The following is a 17,994-nucleotide window of genomic DNA, read 5'->3' on the forward strand; positions in this document are numbered from 1 at the left end:
ATGAAAGTAGTAAAATTCGGTGGGAGTTCCTTAGCCAATGCAAGGCAACTCGAAAAAGTGAAAAATATTATGGCAAGTGACCCGACACGGCGTATTGCTGTTGTTTCAGCCCCTGGAAAAAGGTTTGATTCGGATACAAAGGTCACGGACCTTCTGATAGAGTTAGCATCGCAATGTTTGAATGGCTCTGCGGATACCTTGCAAACCTTCAAAGAAATTATTGAACGGTATGCTTCGATAGCAGAAGAATTATCTATAGAAGAACCCATTATTGAAGAAATTACCCGTTCGTTAAGTGAACTTTTAGATATGGATAAATCTGTACCGGGTTACTTTATTGATGCGGTGAAGGCGAGTGGGGAAGACAATAATGCGAAATTGATCGCTGCTTATTTTCGGAAGGCAGGACTAAAAGCGCGTTACATTAATCCAAAGGAAGCCGGCTTGATTTTAAGTGATGAACCTGGTCAAGCTAAAGTTTTAGCAGAATCTTACTTAAATTTATATGCTTTGAGAAATTATGAAGAGATTCTCGTTTTTCCAGGCTTTTTCGGGTATACTAGAAAAGGAAGACTGGTGACGTTTTCAAGGGGTGGCAGTGATATTACGGGAGCGATTGTAGCCAACGGTGTAGAGGCTGCCATGTATGAAAATTTTACAGATGTGGATAATATTTTTGTTGCTAATCCTAAAATTGTTCAAAATCCGGTGGGAATTAGTCATCTCACTTATCGTGAAATGCGTGAACTTTCTTATGCAGGATTTAGTGTCTTACATGATGAAGCGCTCTATCCAGCCTTTGCGGAGGGAATTCCTGTTGTCGTAAAGAATACCAATAACCCATCAGCGCCGGGAACCGTTATTTGCGAAGAACGGCCTGAAGGAAGCGATCCCTTTGCGATTACAGGGATTGCCAGTCAGAAAGGATTCGCTTCTATTTATATTTCAAAATATATGATGAATAGAGAAGTGGGTTTTGTTCGGCGTGTTTTATCTGTGTTTGAGAGCTTCAACTTGTCTATTGAACATGTGGTTTCTGGGATTGATGATATTGATGTTATCTTTAAGGAAGATCAACTTTCGGGAAATGAGATTGAACACCTCCTGTCAGAGATCAAGCATCAAACGGCGGCAGATCAAGTGGTAAAGTGTGATAACCTTTGCCTACTGATGGTAGTAGGAGAAAGTATGAAGTCTCAAGTTGGGATTACAGCTAAAATTGCTTCTGCATTAAGTAAAGCTTCCATTAACTTAGAAATGATTAACCAAGGATCTAGTGAAAATTCGTTAATGTTTGGCATTAAAGAAGATCAAGAAGAGTACGCTGTGCGTGCGGTTTATAATGCTTTTTTTCAAGAAGATCCTAGATAGGAGAATCTTATGTCTTACAAAAAATTAAGTTTATTGTTTCCTTTAGTCTTATTTACTTTAGCGGCTTGTGGCCAACATAAGCAGTCCGCTGCTGAAGAGTCCAAAGCTCCTGTGACACAACCGGTTGTAGAGGACAATGGTAAAAAATCAACCCAAGAGCACTCTCCGTCGAAAAAAGAGAAAAAGGAGAAAACGCCAGCTAAGCCTTCCAAGAATATGCATAAAAAAACTAAAAAGAATTAAAGAAAAAGACCTGTAGAAAAGTTTGCGAAGGACTTGTAGCTCATTCATAAAGTGTGCTATACTAGCTCTATGCGATGAGGCGACATAGCATGGCATAAGGTAAGTCCATGCGGTGTTTTATAGAGAGTACACGGTTAATGGAACCACTACAGGAAGTAGGTACTTGGTTACGGCATGATGTGAACATAAGGTAACCCTAGTCTAGGGAAAAAGAGGAGTTTTTGCTCCTCTTTTTCTTTTTTATGACATATTTTATCAATGATTATCTATGGATTACTTTAAAAAAATAAGCTTTTAAAGTAAAATACAGTTACAATATGAAGCACTCTAAAATGTGCAATCAACAGGATTATTTTTTTGGCAGTTTTATGATTAAATAAATATTATATAATAGCTGAAGTTATCAATGTTCAATAATTCGATTGTCATAAATGCAAAATTAGAATATGAAGCTAGTTCTATTTTAATGTCAGTGAGTTATAAAAACTGGAGGAAAAGAAATGGAAGCTGTAAAAGCTGCTTGGGCTAAGAAAAGGATCGATTCTTCAGGACAATTTAAATGGCTGTCGCTTTATGATCATTTACGTGATACCAGAGGAATTGCTGGCTTAATTTGGGAACACTGGCTTAGCTCAGGGCAAAAGGATTATTTGCTAAAAAACAGTCAAGCAGATGACGAAGATCAGATTAAACGTTTGTATTTATTTTTAGCGGGTATTCATGATCTGGGAAAATTGTTGCCTGCTTTCCTTATTCAAGAAGGCTATAATTCTTCTGCTGATTTAAAGAATTTGTTGTTAGATAAGTTAGAAGCTGTGGGCTTTAGTGGGATTAGTGAGTTGAAATTACAGTTTCGAGGAAAGACCCCTCATGCACTCGCTGGTCAGTATCTATTACAAAGTTATGAGAAGAATGGGATAGATGAAGGATTAGCGTCCATTATAGGTGCTCACCATGGTAGACCAGCTGAGGTTGCTAATGAAGTTGCGGCTCAAAAGCACTATGTTGCCAATTATTTTCAAACTGAGGATGAAAATAGTCCTCTTTATCAGAAATGGACTCAAGCGCGTGAAGAAGTCATTCAGTGGGTACTTAAAGAAACAGAATTTGAATCATTAAAAACTTTGCCGACTCTCACTCAACCCGGACAAGTCCTGATGTCTGGCTTAGTGATTATGGCTGATTGGATTGCTAGTAATGAAGATTATTTTCCTTTGTTATCAGTAGATCAGGAGGAAGTTTTAGACGAGGGAAAAAGGATTATAAATGGATTTCAAAAGTGGTATAAAACTCAGCCATGGTGTCCAAGTTTGATAGAATCAAGCAACTTATTTTGGAAGCGGTTTCACTTTGATAGTCCAAACATGATTCAGAGTAAGCTAGCAGAATTGGTGAATACGAGTTTAGATCCTGGAATTTTTATTTTAGAAGCGCCAATGGGAATTGGCAAGACGGAGGCAGCTCTTTTAGCGAGTGAGTTATTAGCGGCTAAGAAGGGGGTTGGTGGTATTTTCTTTGGATTACCAACGCAAGCTACTTCTAATGGGATTTTTCCTCGTATTGAATCTTGGTTGGAAAGTATTGTGAAAGACAGTGAGTATACTTTAGGTTTGCGTTTACTGCATGGAAAGGCGAGTTTGAATAAGGATTTTGATCACTTGAAACAGGAAGCACTTGTCTATGAAGAAGGTGCCAAAGTTACTGTCAATGAATGGTTTGAAGGGCGCAAGAAGGCGATTTTGGATGATTTTGTTGTTGGAACAATTGATCAATTTTTACTAGCCAGTTTAAAACAAAAACACCTTGCCCTCAGACACCTTGGTTTGAGTAAAAAGGTTTTAATTCTCGATGAGATTCACGCATGTGATGCTTATATGTCAGTGTATCTTAAGAGAGCTTTGAGGTGGATGGGCGCGTATGATGTCCCAGTAATTTTGCTATCGGCGACTTTGCAAAGTTCACGGCGCGAAGCATTTATAAAAAGTTATCTGAATGGAAAAAAAGGAGCTAGTAAACAAAAGATAACGATGGATTTACCTCAAAAAGATGTCTATCCCTTAATTACTTATAGTGACGGCCTCTGTGCGAAGCAATTTAGTAACTTTGAATTAAAGGAGTCAAAAAAAGTTATCGTTAAAAAAATTGCAGAAGAAGATTTCATTGAAATAGTTATTCAGTTGATAAAAAATGAAGGGGTGGTTGGTTTAATTGTAAATACTGTAAAACGTGCTCAAGAATTAGGTGAAATTTTTCAGGAAAAATTAGGAGAGGATAAGGTTGAAGTTTTCCATTCGCGTTTTATTGCAAGTCAACGAATAAAAAAAGAAGATCAGTTACTTCAGTTGATTGGCAAAAAAGCTAAGCGTCCTAAGCATAAATTGATTATCGGCACGCAAGTCATTGAACAATCCTTGGATATAAATTTTGATGTTCTGATAAGTGACTTAGCTCCTATGGATAGTTTATTGCAACGGGTGGGTCGATTACATCGTCATGACATTGAGTATCCCAAAGCATATCAACAAGCTGTTTTGTATGTGGTTGGGATAGATTCAGAATTTAAATTTTCTGATAGCTCAGAAAAGGTATATGGAGATTATCTTTTGGCTAAGACACAACTCGCTTTGCCTGATCAATTGCAATTACCTCAAGATATTTCGCCCCTGATTCAGAAAGTTTATTCTGGTTTATCTGAAAACGAACAGAAAAATGATTTATTGCGGAGCTTAAAGCAGAAATATGATAAAGAGATAAAAGATAAAGATTCTAAAGCTCAGCAGTATTTGCTAAATAAGCCAATTTATCAATGCAAACGAGATCTAAGCAATACTTTGATTGGTTTAATCAAGAATGAAGATTCTTCTCAAGAAGAAGGGACCGAGTTTCAAAGAGAAATTAAAGCCTGTGCGCAAGTCAGAGATTCTTTGCCAACTATTGAAGTCATTGCACTAAAAAAAATAGGAACAGGTTATGGTTTATTTGGTAGTAGTGAAGATTTGTCCAATCAAATTGATAATAATCAAGTGGCTAAAATTATTGCCCAACAAACTTTAAATTTACCGAGCTTTTTTGCGAAAGGAAGGTTGGCTGATACTATAATTAAAGAATTAGAAGAATATAGGTGTCAATATTTAACAAATTGGAAAGATCAGGTCTGGTTAAAGAGTAGTCTAGCTCTTGTTTTTGATGAAGAGAATCATTATCAATTAGGAAATTATAAACTGACGTATGATTGGAATTTAGGTTTAATGTGGGAAAGGATGTGAGGGCCGTGAGTCGCTTTAATTTAATTGATGAACCTTGGATAGCAGTTACTGTTGATGGGCGTGGAAGTAGCCGTTTAGTTTCCTTAAATGATCTTTTTAGTCACGCGGAAGAGTATGTGGATTTAGCAGGTGATAGCAGACCTCAAGATTTTGCAATTTTAAGGATGCTATTAGCTATTTTGCAGACTCATTTTTCGCGAGTAGATGAGAGCGGTCGGGTATACGAAGAATTAGAAGTAAATAACGATCAGCAAGTCATTTCTGATCTTGATGAGGATGACAAGGATGATTATTTAGATAATTTATATGAAACATGGCAAATAATTTGGCAATCTGGGCGATTTCCGACGACAATTTTAGACTATTTAAGTCATTGGCATGATCGTTTCTATTTGTTCGATGATAAGTATCCCTTCTATCAAGTAACGAAGGATGTGATAAGCGAAGAGAAGCTTAACAATAAATCAGCCACTAGTATTTCGGGTAAGAATATTAATCGGTTAGTTTCTGAGAGTGAAAATAAGTTATCCTTATTCTCACCCAAGACAACAAACTATAAAGCGAAATTGACAGAAGCTGAAGTCGCTCGATGGTTGCTTACCTATCAAGGTTACACAGGTGTAGCAGATAAAGCTAGTTTTGGAAAAGAAAAGTATAAAAAAGTATCGAAGGGTTGGCTTTTTGATTTAGGCGGCATCTATCTTAAAGGGCATAATTTATTTGAAACTTTATGGCTCAATTGTGCCCTGAAACATCCCAATAAGAAGTATCAAGGAAATTCAGCCCATCCATGCTGGGAAGTAGATTCTCAGAGTTTAATTGACAAATATTTAGAGTTTAATAGTAAGGGAGAGAGGGGAAAAGTCGTTACGGATTTGGCGGACCTATATACCAACTGGAGTCGAGCAATTTATATGGATCCGTTAATCGATTTAAGCCAAGATTTCATGTTTGAAGTGGTTAAACTTCCTGAAATTGAGCATCAAGATAATTTTTTAGAATTGATGACGTTATGGAGAAAAAATAAAAAAGATCCGAATAAAGGTTATAGCACTCCTAGAAAACATTTACCTGATCAAGCTTTGTGGCGATCTTTTGGAATACTAACTGGGAGTTATCAAAAGTTAGATGAACCGAATTCTAATTATCATCCTTGCCCAGGAATTATTGCTTGGATGTGCGAAATTCAAGAGGATATCGATAAAGCTAAGATTATTTTACAGGCAACTAGTATGAAATATGATAATAATCCATGCTCTCGAAATCCTGTTGATGAAATTTGTGATCAATTAGTTTTAAATGAGCAGTTATTAACTGATAATGAAGGTTGGTCTGTTTATATTACTAATTGTGTTGAGAAAACGAATAGAATCATTACGGGGACTTATCGAAACTTTCTTTTGGATATTAAAACTATTCGAGGCCAAAATTCAAATGCTTGGATAGATCAAGAATTAGAACAGATCTACTTTTTGGTTGATCGTTCATTCAAAGTTTGGATCAGGGAGATTGATCCGGAGAAGGACAGTAGAGAAGAAAAGGCAAAAATTTGGTTTGACAGTTTGCAAAAACTTTTGAATGATCAGGTAAAACGATTTGTTGAAAATGCTACTTATCGTGATTGTTTAGGAATTAAACCGAAAGATAATAAAAATAAGAAGGGAGATAAAGTTTTAAATGTTTTTATAGCTTATAATAAGTTTAATTATTGGCTAAAACAAAACTTAGGAAAGTAGGTGAATACATGGACGAGAAGAATAACAAGGCAACGGTTTATAGTGTTACTCAAAAAGTTCTATTTAAATTAGAACAAAGTCTAGAGACAAGTCATGGAAAAGCTATGTTAGCTAAATTAAGACATTCAGTGGGGAAATCTATTGGTGAGAGTGTCGAAATATGGCCACTCTTATTTAGTGAATTCCCAGAAACTTTTTTGAGTAAAGATGGCCAAGCGACAAAGGAAGAATTGGCGATCATTACGGCATTACAATTCTATGCTTTACATCAACAAGGAAAAAGTGGAAGCGTTAATTTTAAAGCCAGCCATGCCTATGAAAATTTAGGGTGTTCTTTGAGTGCTTTAAGGAATAATGAAGACAATACAGCGGTTGATCGAAGGTTTAATGTTCTTATAACGTCAACGACAATTGAAGAATTTATTTATCATTTAAGGCAAATGATTACTTTATTAAAGAGCAAAGCTAAAACTACAAAAATTGATTATGCTAAATTAGCTGAAGATATCTTTTATTTTCAATTAGGGTATGCTGAAAATGTTAGATTACGCTGGGGTCAGGAATATTATCGCTACAAAGGAGAAGAAAATCATGAACAATAATCAACGTTTATTTTTAGATATTCACGCTATTCAAGTAGTACCGCCTTCGAACATTAACCGTGATGATACGGGAAGTCCTAAAACCGCTCTATATGGTGGCGTGAGAAGGGCACGGGTAAGTTCTCAAAGCTGGAAACATGCGATGAGAAGGTACTTTAATGAGAATGGCTCCAAAGAAAATGTGGGGGTTCGTACACTCGATATCGTCGAATATGTTGCTCAATCTATTTTAAGTTTGAATAATCATTTAACCAAGGAAGAAGCTCTGAATATGGCAGATGATGTTCTTAATAAAGCTGGAATAAAAACAGAATTGCCTAAGAAAACAGATAAAGAAACAGCCGTCAAAAGAGCTAAAGCCTTGACGTTTTTAGGATCAAAGCAGGCTCAGGCTCTCGCTAAGTCGGCTCTAGATGGTGTTAATGATAAAAAAGTTTTGCAAGATATTTTGACGGATAATCCAGCGATTGATATTGCTTTATTTGGGCGAATGGTTGCTGATGATGCCTCTTTGAATGAAGATGCTTCCTGTCAAGTTGCGCATGCTATTTCTACACATGCCGTTCAAACAGAGTTTGACTATTTTACAGCCATTGATGATTTATCACCAGAAGAGAAAGCCGAAGCTAAAATGTTAGGTACGATTGAATATAATTCGTCCACTTTGTATCGGTATGCTAACATTGCCTTACATGAATTTGTCAAGCAGTTAGATGATCAATCAGCCACCATTGAAGCCGTGAAGTTATTTATCAAAGCTTTTGTTCTTTCTATGCCAACAGGTAAGATGAATACCTTTGCTAATGCTACCTTGCCTCAATTGGTTTTAGTTAGTTTGCGCCATGACCGTCCCGTTAATTTGGTGACTGCTTTTGAACAGCCAGTGCGCACTGATGGGCATAATGGGTATGCCAAATCTTCATGTCAAAAATTATTTGACGAGGGACAAAAGATAGCTAAATTTACAGAAAAAGCAGATTTCACAGCTTTTGTGGCAATGGAAGAAATGGATCAAGTGAATACTTTTGGTCAAGAAGAAGTAAATCTTCAATCTCTATTAGATGAGCTAGGACTTCAATTGAATGAACGGCTTGCTCACGACTAAGGGCAGGTGAGGTTGATGAAAACTATTTTATTAAAGTTCGCGGTTCCTCTGCAATCTTATGGAACAGATTCGCATTTTGATAATCGAAAAACAGATTTCTATCCTTCTAAATCGTCCGTAATAGGTCTTATTTCAGCATGTTTAGGTTATCGTAGATATCAAACAGAACAGATTCAAGCTTTGAACGCTTTGAATTTTGCTGTGCGAGTCGATCAAGCGGGAATGCTACTTAGAGATTTTCAAACAGTCAAGAAATTAAAAAATAATGGAACCGTTGAGAGTGCTTATGTAACCAATCGGTATTATTTACAGGATGCTGTTTTTGTAGTAGGAATTAGTCATCCAGATGATCAAATGATGGAACAGATTTACTATGCTTTCAATCATCCTTATTTTCAACCTTTTTTGGGAAGAAGATCTGCTCCGCTTAATGCTGATTTTTTATTGGCTATTGAAGAGGGGGATATGATAGAAGTTTTCAAACAACTTCCTTGGCAAGCGGCTGTTTGGTACCAGAAGAAAGTGATGAAATCAAAGTCAAAGATTCGTCTTGACGCTTATTTTGATAAAGGTGTAGTCAGTGATGGAGAGGTAGGTTCTATCAGAAATGATTATGTCGAATCTTTTGATGTGAATGATCGTAAATTTAAGCAAAGAGTAGAAGTTAAAATAAATTTAGAAGTAAAACCTACCTATGTTCCGAAAGTTTCCTCGACACATGATGTTTTTAGTTGGTTATAAATAGGGAAGGGGTGATGATTATGTATCTATCCCGTGTAGAGATTGATCGGAATAATCGACAAAAAATAAAAGATTTAACGCATTTAGGAGCTTATCATAATTGGGTTGAGCAAAGCTTTCCTGATGAATTGAAACAAGAAATCAGGACACGTAAATTATGGCGGGTTGATCGCTTAGATGGCAAAGACTATTTATTAATTGTTAGCTCTTCTATTCCTGATTTGAAGGGCCTTGAACGCTATGGAGTAGAAGGAAGTGCTGCTAGTAAAAATTATGATCGCTTTTTAGACTCTTTAAGAAATGGTCAAGTGATGAGGTTTAGAGTAGTACTTAATCCAGTTGTTGCCAAATTAGAAACTCCTTCAAGTAAACGCGGGCGATTATTGCCACTTTTAAGTGAAGCAGATCAATTGAATTTTTTCATGAAGAGGACTCATAGTAACGGCTTTTCTGTTGAAGCTAATGATGTCATGTTAGTGGAAACTGGGTTTGAAGTGTTAAAAAAATCTCATCAAAGGGCAGTTAGACTTAAAAAGGCAAGTTATGAAGGCAAGTTGACGATTTCAGATGTTGAAGTCTTTCGAAATACTTTAATTAAAGGTATGGGAAGAAAAAAAGCTTATGGTTTTGGAATGATGACAGTTATTCCGGGAGTTTAATAATGGATAAAGCAGGAGCTAAGAAAACCGAACTTAATGAATTGCCTCGGATTTCTGATCGGGTGAGTTTTATTTATTTGGAACATGCTAAGATTAATCGCCAAGATAGTGCAATTGCCGTTAGAGATCAGCAAGGGTTAATCTGTATTCCTTGTTCAATGATCGGGGTTTTATTATTAGGACCTGGAACAGATATTAGTCATCGAGCGATTGAATTAATTGGAGATACAGGGACAACGATTGTATGGGTAGGAGAGAGAGGTGTTAGATTCTATGCTCAAGGTCGTCCGCTAGCTCATACGACTCGTTTGTTAGAGGCCCAGGCGAAATTAGTTTCAAATACTAAAACGCGCGTGATGGTTGCTCGTAAGATGTATCAGATGCGATTTGGCGATGAAGATGTTTCAAAATTAACAATGCAACAATTACGTGGACGAGAAGGTGCCCGTGTTAGAAAAATTTATCGAAAGCAAAGCAAACGACATCATGTGGAATGGAATGGCCGGCATTACGATATTGAAGATTTTTTAGAAGGATCTGTCATTGATCAGGCTTTATCGGCAGCAAATGTTTCTTTGTATGGAGTGGTTCATAGTGTTATCGCCGCTCTTGGAATGTCAGCAGGGTTAGGTTTTGTTCATACGGGCCATGATAAATCTTTTGTATATGATATTGCTGATTTATATAAGGCTGAATTAACGATTCCTTTGGCTTTTCAGGTTGCAGCAGAGTGTAATGAAGATGATGATATTGGAAAAATTACGCGTTTAAAAATGAGAGATGCTTTGGTCGATGGGAAATTGTTAAAAAGAATTGTGCAAGATTTACAATATTTGATGGGAATAACTGATGAAATAATTGAAGGAGATGTTCTTCACTTGTGGGATGACAAGGATGGCTTAATTAAGCATGGAGTGAACTATGAACGGATGGATTAATAATGCCCTTTACTGTAATTACTTTGAAAAAAGTATCAGCTTATTTACGAGGAGATTTGACAAAATGGATGCAAGAAATTGCACCTGGAGTTTATGTTGGAAATTTTAATACGAAAATTAGAGAAAAAATTTGGCAGCGTGTTAAAGAAAATGTATCTTCAGGAGAAGCCACTATGTCTTATGCTTTTCGCAATGAAATAGGTTATAATTTTAAAACATTAAATACAAATCGACAGGTTATTGATTATGAAGGAATTCCGTTGGTTAGAGTAAATGATCAAACTCAGGCGAGTCATATGAATTTAGGGTTCAGTAGTGCTTATAAAATGCGACAAGCTCGTAAATTTCAAGCTCATAAAAGTTCAAAAGTTGCAAAACTACATTCAGCGTATGTCGTTTTAGATATTGAAACAGATGGATTACAATTTGAAGTTAACCAAATCATTGAATTAGGTGCAGTTAAAGAAAAAAATGGTGTGCGAACGAGTTTTAATCAATTAATTAATCATGATAGAGAGTTGCCTAGTCATATAAAAGAACTTACTGGAATTACAGAGGAAATGTTAAGGAAAGAGGGAGTAAATTTAGAGGAAGCATTGAAGAAGTTGTTTGAATTTATCGGTGATCTACCGATAATAGGATACAATATAAATTTTGATATTAACTTTATTAATTACAATCTTATTCAACTGAATCATAATCCATTACATAATAAAACTTATGATGTCATGTCATATGTTAAACGAGAGAAATTATTTTTGAAGAATTATAAATTGGAGACGGTGCTAGCTAGCTACAATATAGAGGATAGAGTTCCACATCGAGCGTTGAAAGATGCAGAACTCATTGATAAACTCATAAATGAAGTGAATAAACTTCGGGATCTATTTGGAAATCAAGGTTGATATTATAGGGATTTTTTAGTCTTTTTCCCGCGTATGCGGGGGTGATCCTAAGGAGGGCGCTTATTTCATCAAAGCTTGTGTCTTTTTCCCGCGTATGCGGGGGTGATCCTAAGCCTCACCGTCAACGACAAAAACCCCAATTTCTTTTTCCCGCGTATGCGGGGGTGATCCTGGGTAGCCAACCAAGTATACAAGCGTGGGGATCTTTTTCCCGCGTATGCGGGGGTGATCCTAAGCCGAATAACCATGTATTTGACCGCCACTGCTTTTTCCCGCGTATGCGGGGGTGATCCCAGCAACACCAGATCGGACAGCCACTTATTATGCTTTTTCCCGCGTATGCGGGGGTGATCCTATTTATTCTCTTCCATAAATTTTGAAATATCTCTTTTTCCCGCGTATGCGGGGGTGATCCTTGGTTATTAGAGAAAGCAGATTCCCCGATACTCTTTTTCCCGCGTATGCGGGGGTGATCCTATTTTTCTATTTAGTCTTAGTCGATCAGTTGCCTTTTTCCCGCGTATGCGGGGGTGATCCCAGATCATACTTTTATGGTGATGAAGCGATTTGCTTTTTCCCGCGTATGCGGGGGTGATCCTGCGATGTCTCAAGTGGCAAATGATGTTTCAAGCTTTTTCCCGCGTATGCGGGGGTGATCCTGGTAGCAAGCGGTTTTTTCAAAGCGAAGATTTCTTTTTCCCGCGTATGCGGGGGTGATCCTGCCGCTGAAAGTGCTGGTAGTCGGATAAGTGGCTTTTTCCCGCGTATGCGGGGGTGATCCCAACATCTCTCCTTACATGCTGGCTGGCATATCCCTTTTTCCCGCGTATGCGGGGGTGATCCTGGCTAAGAATAATCAAAACAAACAAATGACCGCTTTTTCCCGCGTATGCGGGGGTGATCCTTTAAAAGGTGCCAATTTAGAAGATGCCGATTTACTTTTTCCCGCATATGCGGGGGTAATTTATACTAAGCATGTTATGGGATAGCAACACTTACTGTTTCTCCTTTCTTGAGATTAAATCTGGAATAATTTATAAACTGAAGATAGTGGAATAAGTTTGGCTTCTTTTTCTTTTGTATGTTCTTCTTAAAGTAGGCACTAAAAAAGTAAATCTACTTTAAGAAGATTTTTTTGTTCGAATAGAAAATCAGTTGCTAAAGAGTGATTTTGATATATTTATCTCTATGAAAAGTATGAACGATTTATTTAATCATATTATTAAAATATTTAGAGCATTTTTTTCGGATTTCGAATCTTGTATGAAGACTATTTCTTATAGTGAAATCTTTAAATAAAATTAAATACTATCCAATAAAAAATTTTAATTGTTAAAGATTTTCTAGCTACTAGTGTAAAAACCGCTTTAGATAACAGCAATTTTTTACAATAAGGTCTACTCATAAATTTAAAGTATAAAAAGTAAGATTCTTATAAAGTAATAATAATTATTAGTGTCAAAGCAATTGATTCAAAGAGGCGTTATCAAGGTATAAATATATTACTTAAGAACTTACAAAAGTTTTGAATAATTAAAGATAGATTAGATTTTTCAATACAAAATGATAAGAAATAAGAATCCTATTATAAAATCCAACCATATATGTTTTATATTTTCTTTAGATAAGCCTAAAGTCCACACCTTGATTGAAGAATTCATGTTTTTCTTATAGATCTTTTGCTATTTAGATGTATTGAGTTTAAAGCTTCTCTTTCGATTTGTTAAAAGGAAATTTTTTAATTCATTGATAAAAATCTTATGTGACTGGTATTTAGTAGAGTTAGTGTATTTAGCTTTGTCTTATTTATTTTTTATTAATGTCATTTTTCTTTGGCTTTGGTTGCAATTTTTGTATGTTCTGACTTTATTTTTGTTTTATCAGAATAGAAATTAAGGGAAATTCTAAAAGCAGCGACAGCAAATATCGCAGACTTTTTAGTCCTTACTTTTGATTTCTTTATCACTGAAGACCAAGTAGAAGCAATAAAAGAAGAAAAAATATTCATAATATTGGTTCTTTCTTTATGAATAAAAAGTTATTTAAAGAATTAAAAAATTATCTAGTATTTTTTTGAAAGGGAATAACTTATAAAATTGTCACAGTAGATGTAATGAAAGCACTAGAGCTTGTGTTAAGTGGATAACATTACCACGATTTGAAGTGGATTATTTTATAAACGGCAGGATCTTTATCAATTAATAAAGAGTGAGTCTTTAAATATTTTAGAAGTCTGTGCCGATCGTAGGCGTCTAAATATAATTTTTCGTATTCTAATTAACACTCACAATTTATAATATCGCTCAGGTAATAATTACTCTTACAAGGCCTATTGTATGACATAAATTTAAAAAGTTAATATACAGTGTGCAATTTTATTCTAAAGTGTAATATTTTGCTCTTTCGGGAGTAAATAAATACAGTCAAGATTATAAAAATGGAAAATAATTTGAAAGGCAAAAATTACGGTTGAAGGTATTCGATGTTTAAAAAGAAATGTTAAAATTCAAAAGTTGCTATCGTTTTTATTGGATAAAGCTGACACGATTATTAGTTTAGTAAAGCTTGCAGCAATAACCATCAACCGAAAGGGAGATGGTTTTATTTTGAAATAAAAGGGGAGATGACATGACACGTTTAGGCAATCCAAGGCCTACTAGGTCGGTCATTTTGCCATATAAAGAGAGCAAATACCAAGAAGCCATTAATTTATACGAAAAGAGCGGTAGGAAAGCTCAACAGTGGCAAATTGACATGATGAAAGACATTATGGCCGTCAATGAAGACGGTTTGTGGACGCATACGAAGTTTGGATATTCTTTGCCAAATAGTCATTGACTATTTTTATTTTTAATTCATAACTAGAATAAATCCCCACAAAAAGATTAGATCGTTGGTTCAATTTCTTGTGGGGTTATCAAAATTTATAGTAAAAATATTTTAAAATTATTAATCAAGATAAAGGAAGGAGGTAAAAAGATGAGTAAAAATGGTAATAAAAAAGATGACCAACTCGTTAAGTTAGCACTAGTAACCGCCACAATCGGTTTAATAGAAAAACTTATCGAATTAGTCATCAAACTTATCGAAATGATAGGGGGCGGATAAGCCCTCAGCATTGCTCATCTAAAGTATAGCATGAATAAAAATAAAAAGCGATTAGAATATGTATTATGGGCGCTCATTGCTTTAAGCGTGATAAACCTACTTCTCGAACTTTGTAAAATGTTTTAAAAGGAGATGAAGGCATTGTTAAAAATTCTTCACTTGTCATTTTAATTACCTCTTTCTCTTCTTTTACTTTCTATAATTATTAGAAGGCGATACTTTAATAAGATGATAGACTTTTCTTATTTTATGGTATCCCTTATTATCCATGACGTATAAATGATAAATATAGGTTATAAAAAGCTGTAGTATCGAGTGGATAATCAATGTGTTAAAGGGAGATTGTATGTTTTTTAGAAATCAACAAAAATAGAAAGGTAAAAAACGTGGATGATTTACTTTCTAGCTACGGCAAACTTTGTCGACTTTCTGGAATCTCTCAACAAAAGATAGTCGCTACTTTTTCTGCAGAGCCTTTTGCTCCTTCAGCGGATAATCGCATTGCAAGTGACTTTGCGCATTACATTACGATCTTTGAACAAGGCTACATGTTGGGTCGCCCTATTCAGTACAAGAACGAAGACACAACGTTGCAAGAACAAATTAATTTATTTGTTGAAGAAAACAACGAAGCAGCACACAATGTTTTGATTAAAACAGATTTATCTATTTATGGTCGAGCTTATGAGCTGCTGACTGTTGAGCGTTATGACGAAAGTTCACCAATCACGGTTAAGCTTACTAAGCTAGCACCAGAGCAGACATTTGTTGTGTACGATGATTCTTATCATGATCAATCGTTGTTTGGGGTGAACTATTACACCATTGATTATGGTGAAGGTTATCGTAAATCTTATATTGTCGTTTACACCAAAGATGCGGTTTATCGCTATGCAGATGATAGTCGGGACAAAAACTCATCGATGCATTTCGTATCAAGTGAGGAGCATTTTCTTAAAGGTGAGCCGATTAACGAGTACAAAAACAATGAAGACCGTACTGGTAGTTACGAAGCGGTACTAGACACGATCGATGCTTACGATTTATCACAATCTGAGCTGGCCAACTTCCAACAGGATAGCGTGGATGCTATCTTGGTGATTAGTGGTAACCCATACACAGGAGCAGACGAAAAAGATTTTTTAGAAGATGGGCGGATCAATCCGAATGGACGGTTAGGGATATCGCTTGCTTTTAGGGAGTCAAAAATGATTATTTTAGACGATAATCCTAACCCTGACGGGGTGAAGCCTGATGCAAAATATTTAGTGAAAGCTTATGATTCAAAAGGTGCGGAAGACTACAAGAAGCGATTAGTTGGTGATATCTTACGCTTTACGTTCACACCAGACACTAGTGATGAACATTTTGGAAGCAATCAAAGTGGTGAATCCATGAAATACAAATTGATGGCGTCTGATAATCTTAGAGCACAACAAGAGCGATTGTTTAAGCAAGGCTTAATGCGTCGTTTACGTTTAGCTGCTAATATTTGGTCAATTAAAGGAAACGAAGCCACTGCTTATCGACAAATTAGCCAAACAAGTGTTATATTCACACCAAATGTTCCAAAATCTGGCAAAGAAGTCATTGAAATGGCAAAAGATCTTTACAACGTTGTATCTGACACAACGGTTTATGAAATTTTGAATTCAGTGACAGGGGTTAGCCCAGAAGACGAATTAAAACGAATTAAAGCTGAAAGTGAAGACTCTGAAACGGAAACTGCAGAGGGTGCAGGCGGTGAAGAAGATGGTGAAGAAGTCTAGCTACTGGAAGAACCGTACCAAAGAATTAATGCAGTATGCTGAGCAGCAAGACAAGGTCATGTTTCAAGAACTCGCTAAATTGTACGGTGAAACGTTTAAAGATGTTCAGAAGGAAATATTTGCCTTCTATGCGAAGTATGCAGAAAACAATAAGATTACCATTCAAGAAGCTAAGCAGCGGCTTAGACGTACCGATTTAAGCGATTATCGAGAAAATGCTAGAAGATACCGTGAAGAAGCCAAGACACCAGAGCTACTGGAGCGACTTAACGAGCAGTATGTTTCTAGCAAAGCGACACGCTTAGATGCGTTGAAGCTGGATCTTACTTATCAATTAGGCTTGCTTCAAGGCAAAGTATCGGGGTCATTTGATAGCTATTTGAAGAAATTAGCTAAGCATTCTTATCGTAAGATTAGCGGTGGCTTATCTGATAGCACCTTAAACGAGCCAGCACTTGAGCAGCTAGTGAAGACACCGTTCGAAGGGTATAACTACTCCCAACAAGTTTGGGGAAATGTGGATCATTTAGCTAGGGACTTACACAAGACTCTAACTCGTGGTTTTGTGAAAGGCTTTAGTCCACATGAAATGGCAACAGAGATCAGAAAGAGACATGACGTAGCCAAACATCGAGCGGAGACGTTAGTTCGTACAGATGGGAGCATGGTCATTAATAACGCTACCTTGAAGCGCTATAAAGATGTTGGATTAAAGTTCTATCGAATTCATGTTCACATTGATAGTCGAACGTCTGATATTTGTATGAATATCTCAAAGCTAGATAAGGCTTACAAGCTATCGGAAGCACAGCCCGGTTATAACATGCCCCCACTTCATCCTAATTGTCGGTCAACGATTGTTCCTGATGATGAGGACATGGACAGAGCGGATGAACGAGATATTGAGTTTGTACGCAATTATGATAAAATAGGATTGGAAGAACGCTTTGATTATGTGATGAATGGTGAGGAGTTATTTATTCCAAAAGGTGCTGAAATCACGAATGTAAAAGTGATTGCTGGTAAAGGTAGTGGTACAGAATTAAGAGTAAAGCATAAATTAGTCAATCAATATGGGGGTAACCCAAACGATTGGCAAAAAGCAGTAGGTAAAATTGAAAGTGCTAAATATATGTTCGATATGCACTGGTACAGAAAAAATGATACTGAGCAAACGGAAATCAAATTAAAGATAAGGAGGGATCAAAAGTGAAACGACAAGTATATCAATGCGAGACTGATAGCTATAAAGAAATGGAAGTTATAGGTAGAGTACGCTATAACGGGGAAAGTTTTGGCATAGATAGTCTAACAAATGATGAAATCTACGATGTCATCAACGTTGATCGTGGGGATATGTTGCGAGTAGTTGATGATAGTAAAGAAGATTACCTTTATTCACTTAAAAATCCCCGACCTATTGATGGATCAAGTCCCGGTGGAAAATGGGAATTAGTTGAAGATTTTACAGGAGAATTAAGTAAGTTTTTATAGCAACCACCGACCGAAAGGAAGGTGGTTTTTGTATGCCCAAAATTAAGGAGGTACTAA

General features: G+C 36.2%; 14 protein-coding genes, 1 pseudogene and 1 CRISPR repeat array. All 15 genes and pseudogenes read left to right on the top strand.

The genetic code is table 11. From position 1 onward, the window contains the following. The 15 genes and pseudogenes from AWM71_RS06210 (at position 1) to AWM71_RS06280 (ending at position 17,937) form a co-directional block, all read left to right on the top strand. Positions 1-1,371 carry an aspartate kinase gene (locus AWM71_RS06210; RefSeq protein ID WP_060777144.1) on the top strand — a complete coding sequence of 457 codons (1,371 nt, stop codon included), beginning with the start codon at positions 1-3 and terminating at the stop codon, positions 1,369-1,371. A 9-nt stretch (positions 1,372-1,380) separates the two neighbouring features. Next, positions 1,381-1,614 (top strand): hypothetical protein, encoded by a 234-nt coding sequence (locus AWM71_RS06215; RefSeq protein WP_060777145.1) that lies wholly within the window; start codon positions 1,381-1,383, stop codon positions 1,612-1,614. A 500-nt stretch (positions 1,615-2,114) separates the two neighbouring features. After that, complete coding sequence (locus tag AWM71_RS06220) at positions 2,115-4,880, top strand: CRISPR-associated helicase/endonuclease Cas3 (protein ID WP_060777146.1); 2,766 nt, start codon at positions 2,115-2,117, stop codon at positions 4,878-4,880. Between the two features lie 5 nt (positions 4,881-4,885). Beyond that, positions 4,886-6,616, top strand: a complete 1,731-nt coding sequence (locus AWM71_RS06225) for a type I-E CRISPR-associated protein Cse1/CasA (protein WP_062121880.1) — start codon at positions 4,886-4,888, stop codon at positions 6,614-6,616. An 8-nt stretch (positions 6,617-6,624) separates the two neighbouring features. Next, on the top strand, positions 6,625-7,218 hold the full coding sequence (gene casB / locus AWM71_RS06230; RefSeq protein ID WP_060777148.1) for a type I-E CRISPR-associated protein Cse2/CasB: 594 nt from the start codon (positions 6,625-6,627) through the stop codon (positions 7,216-7,218). Beyond that, positions 7,208-8,323, top strand: coding sequence for a type I-E CRISPR-associated protein Cas7/Cse4/CasC (gene cas7e, locus AWM71_RS06235; RefSeq protein WP_060777149.1), 1,116 nt, complete (start codon positions 7,208-7,210; stop codon positions 8,321-8,323). Before casB ends, cas7e begins: the two co-directional genes overlap by 11 nt. A 15-nt stretch (positions 8,324-8,338) precedes the next feature. Beyond that, the gene (gene cas5e / locus AWM71_RS06240; protein ID WP_060777150.1) at positions 8,339-9,064 is read left to right on the top strand and encodes a type I-E CRISPR-associated protein Cas5/CasD; all 726 of its coding nucleotides are present in this window, start codon (positions 8,339-8,341) and stop codon (positions 9,062-9,064) included. 20 nt (positions 9,065-9,084) lie between these two features. After that, the gene (cas6e, locus tag AWM71_RS06245; RefSeq protein WP_060777151.1) at positions 9,085-9,723 is read left to right on the top strand and encodes a type I-E CRISPR-associated protein Cas6/Cse3/CasE; all 639 of its coding nucleotides are present in this window, start codon (positions 9,085-9,087) and stop codon (positions 9,721-9,723) included. After that, complete coding sequence (gene cas1e / locus AWM71_RS06250; protein ID WP_144428638.1) at positions 9,723-10,661, top strand: type I-E CRISPR-associated endonuclease Cas1e; 939 nt, start codon at positions 9,723-9,725, stop codon at positions 10,659-10,661. The genes cas6e and cas1e overlap by 1 nt, the downstream gene beginning before the upstream one ends. Positions 10,662-10,663: 2 nt before the next feature. Further along, the gene (gene cas2e / locus AWM71_RS06255; protein WP_060777153.1) at positions 10,664-11,566 is read left to right on the top strand and encodes a type I-E CRISPR-associated endoribonuclease Cas2e; all 903 of its coding nucleotides are present in this window, start codon (positions 10,664-10,666) and stop codon (positions 11,564-11,566) included. A gap of 20 nt (positions 11,567-11,586) precedes the next feature. Next, positions 11,587-12,532: direct repeats of the CRISPR family, unit length 28 nt; unit sequence CTTTTTCCCGCGTATGCGGGGGTGATCC. Positions 12,533-14,194: 1,662 nt separating this feature from the next. Further along, positions 14,195-14,404 carry a hypothetical protein gene (locus tag AWM71_RS06265; protein WP_060777155.1) on the top strand — a complete coding sequence of 70 codons (210 nt, stop codon included), beginning with the start codon at positions 14,195-14,197 and terminating at the stop codon, positions 14,402-14,404. 141 nt (positions 14,405-14,545) lie between these two features. Continuing rightward, positions 14,546-14,674, top strand: coding sequence for a hypothetical protein (locus AWM71_RS08575; protein WP_256379432.1), 129 nt, complete (start codon positions 14,546-14,548; stop codon positions 14,672-14,674). Between the two features lie 485 nt (positions 14,675-15,159). Beyond that, a pseudogene (locus AWM71_RS06270) lies at positions 15,160-16,443 on the top strand (phage portal protein); the annotation flags it as partial. Then, a complete protein-coding gene (locus tag AWM71_RS06275; protein ID WP_082632735.1) occupies positions 16,427-17,656 on the top strand; it encodes a minor capsid protein in 1,230 nt (409 codons plus the stop codon). The pseudogene AWM71_RS06270 and the gene AWM71_RS06275, both read left to right, overlap by 17 nt. Then, positions 17,653-17,937 (top strand): hypothetical protein, encoded by a 285-nt coding sequence (locus AWM71_RS06280; RefSeq protein WP_060777157.1) that lies wholly within the window; start codon positions 17,653-17,655, stop codon positions 17,935-17,937. Before AWM71_RS06275 ends, AWM71_RS06280 begins: the two co-directional genes overlap by 4 nt. Positions 17,938-17,994: the final 57 nt, after the last annotated feature.

The sequence above is a fragment of the Aerococcus christensenii genome (genome assembly GCF_001543105.1).
Classification (GTDB): domain Bacteria; phylum Bacillota; class Bacilli; order Lactobacillales; family Aerococcaceae; genus Aerococcus; species Aerococcus christensenii.

Excerpts from the sequence above, each read along its gene's own strand:
- AWM71_RS06215 (WP_060777145.1), top strand. The coding sequence starts at position 1,381 with ATGTCTTACAAAAAATTAAGTTTATTGTTTCCTTTAGTCTTATTTACT.
- AWM71_RS06265 (WP_060777155.1), top strand. The coding sequence starts at position 14,195 with ATGACACGTTTAGGCAATCCAAGGCCTACTAGGTCGGTCATTTTGCCA.
- AWM71_RS06275 (WP_082632735.1), top strand. The coding sequence starts at position 16,427 with ATGGTGAAGAAGTCTAGCTACTGGAAGAACCGTACCAAAGAATTAATG.
- cas7e (WP_060777149.1), top strand. The coding sequence starts at position 7,208 with ATGAACAATAATCAACGTTTATTTTTAGATATTCACGCTATTCAAGTA.
- casB (WP_060777148.1), top strand. The coding sequence starts at position 6,625 with ATGGACGAGAAGAATAACAAGGCAACGGTTTATAGTGTTACTCAAAAA.
- cas6e (WP_060777151.1), top strand. The coding sequence starts at position 9,085 with ATGTATCTATCCCGTGTAGAGATTGATCGGAATAATCGACAAAAAATA.
- AWM71_RS08575 (WP_256379432.1), top strand. The coding sequence starts at position 14,546 with ATGAGTAAAAATGGTAATAAAAAAGATGACCAACTCGTTAAGTTAGCA.
- AWM71_RS06220 (WP_060777146.1), top strand. The coding sequence starts at position 2,115 with ATGGAAGCTGTAAAAGCTGCTTGGGCTAAGAAAAGGATCGATTCTTCA.
- cas5e (WP_060777150.1), top strand. The coding sequence starts at position 8,339 with ATGAAAACTATTTTATTAAAGTTCGCGGTTCCTCTGCAATCTTATGGA.
- cas2e (WP_060777153.1), top strand. The coding sequence starts at position 10,664 with ATGCCCTTTACTGTAATTACTTTGAAAAAAGTATCAGCTTATTTACGA.
- AWM71_RS06210 (WP_060777144.1), top strand. The coding sequence starts at position 1 with ATGAAAGTAGTAAAATTCGGTGGGAGTTCCTTAGCCAATGCAAGGCAA.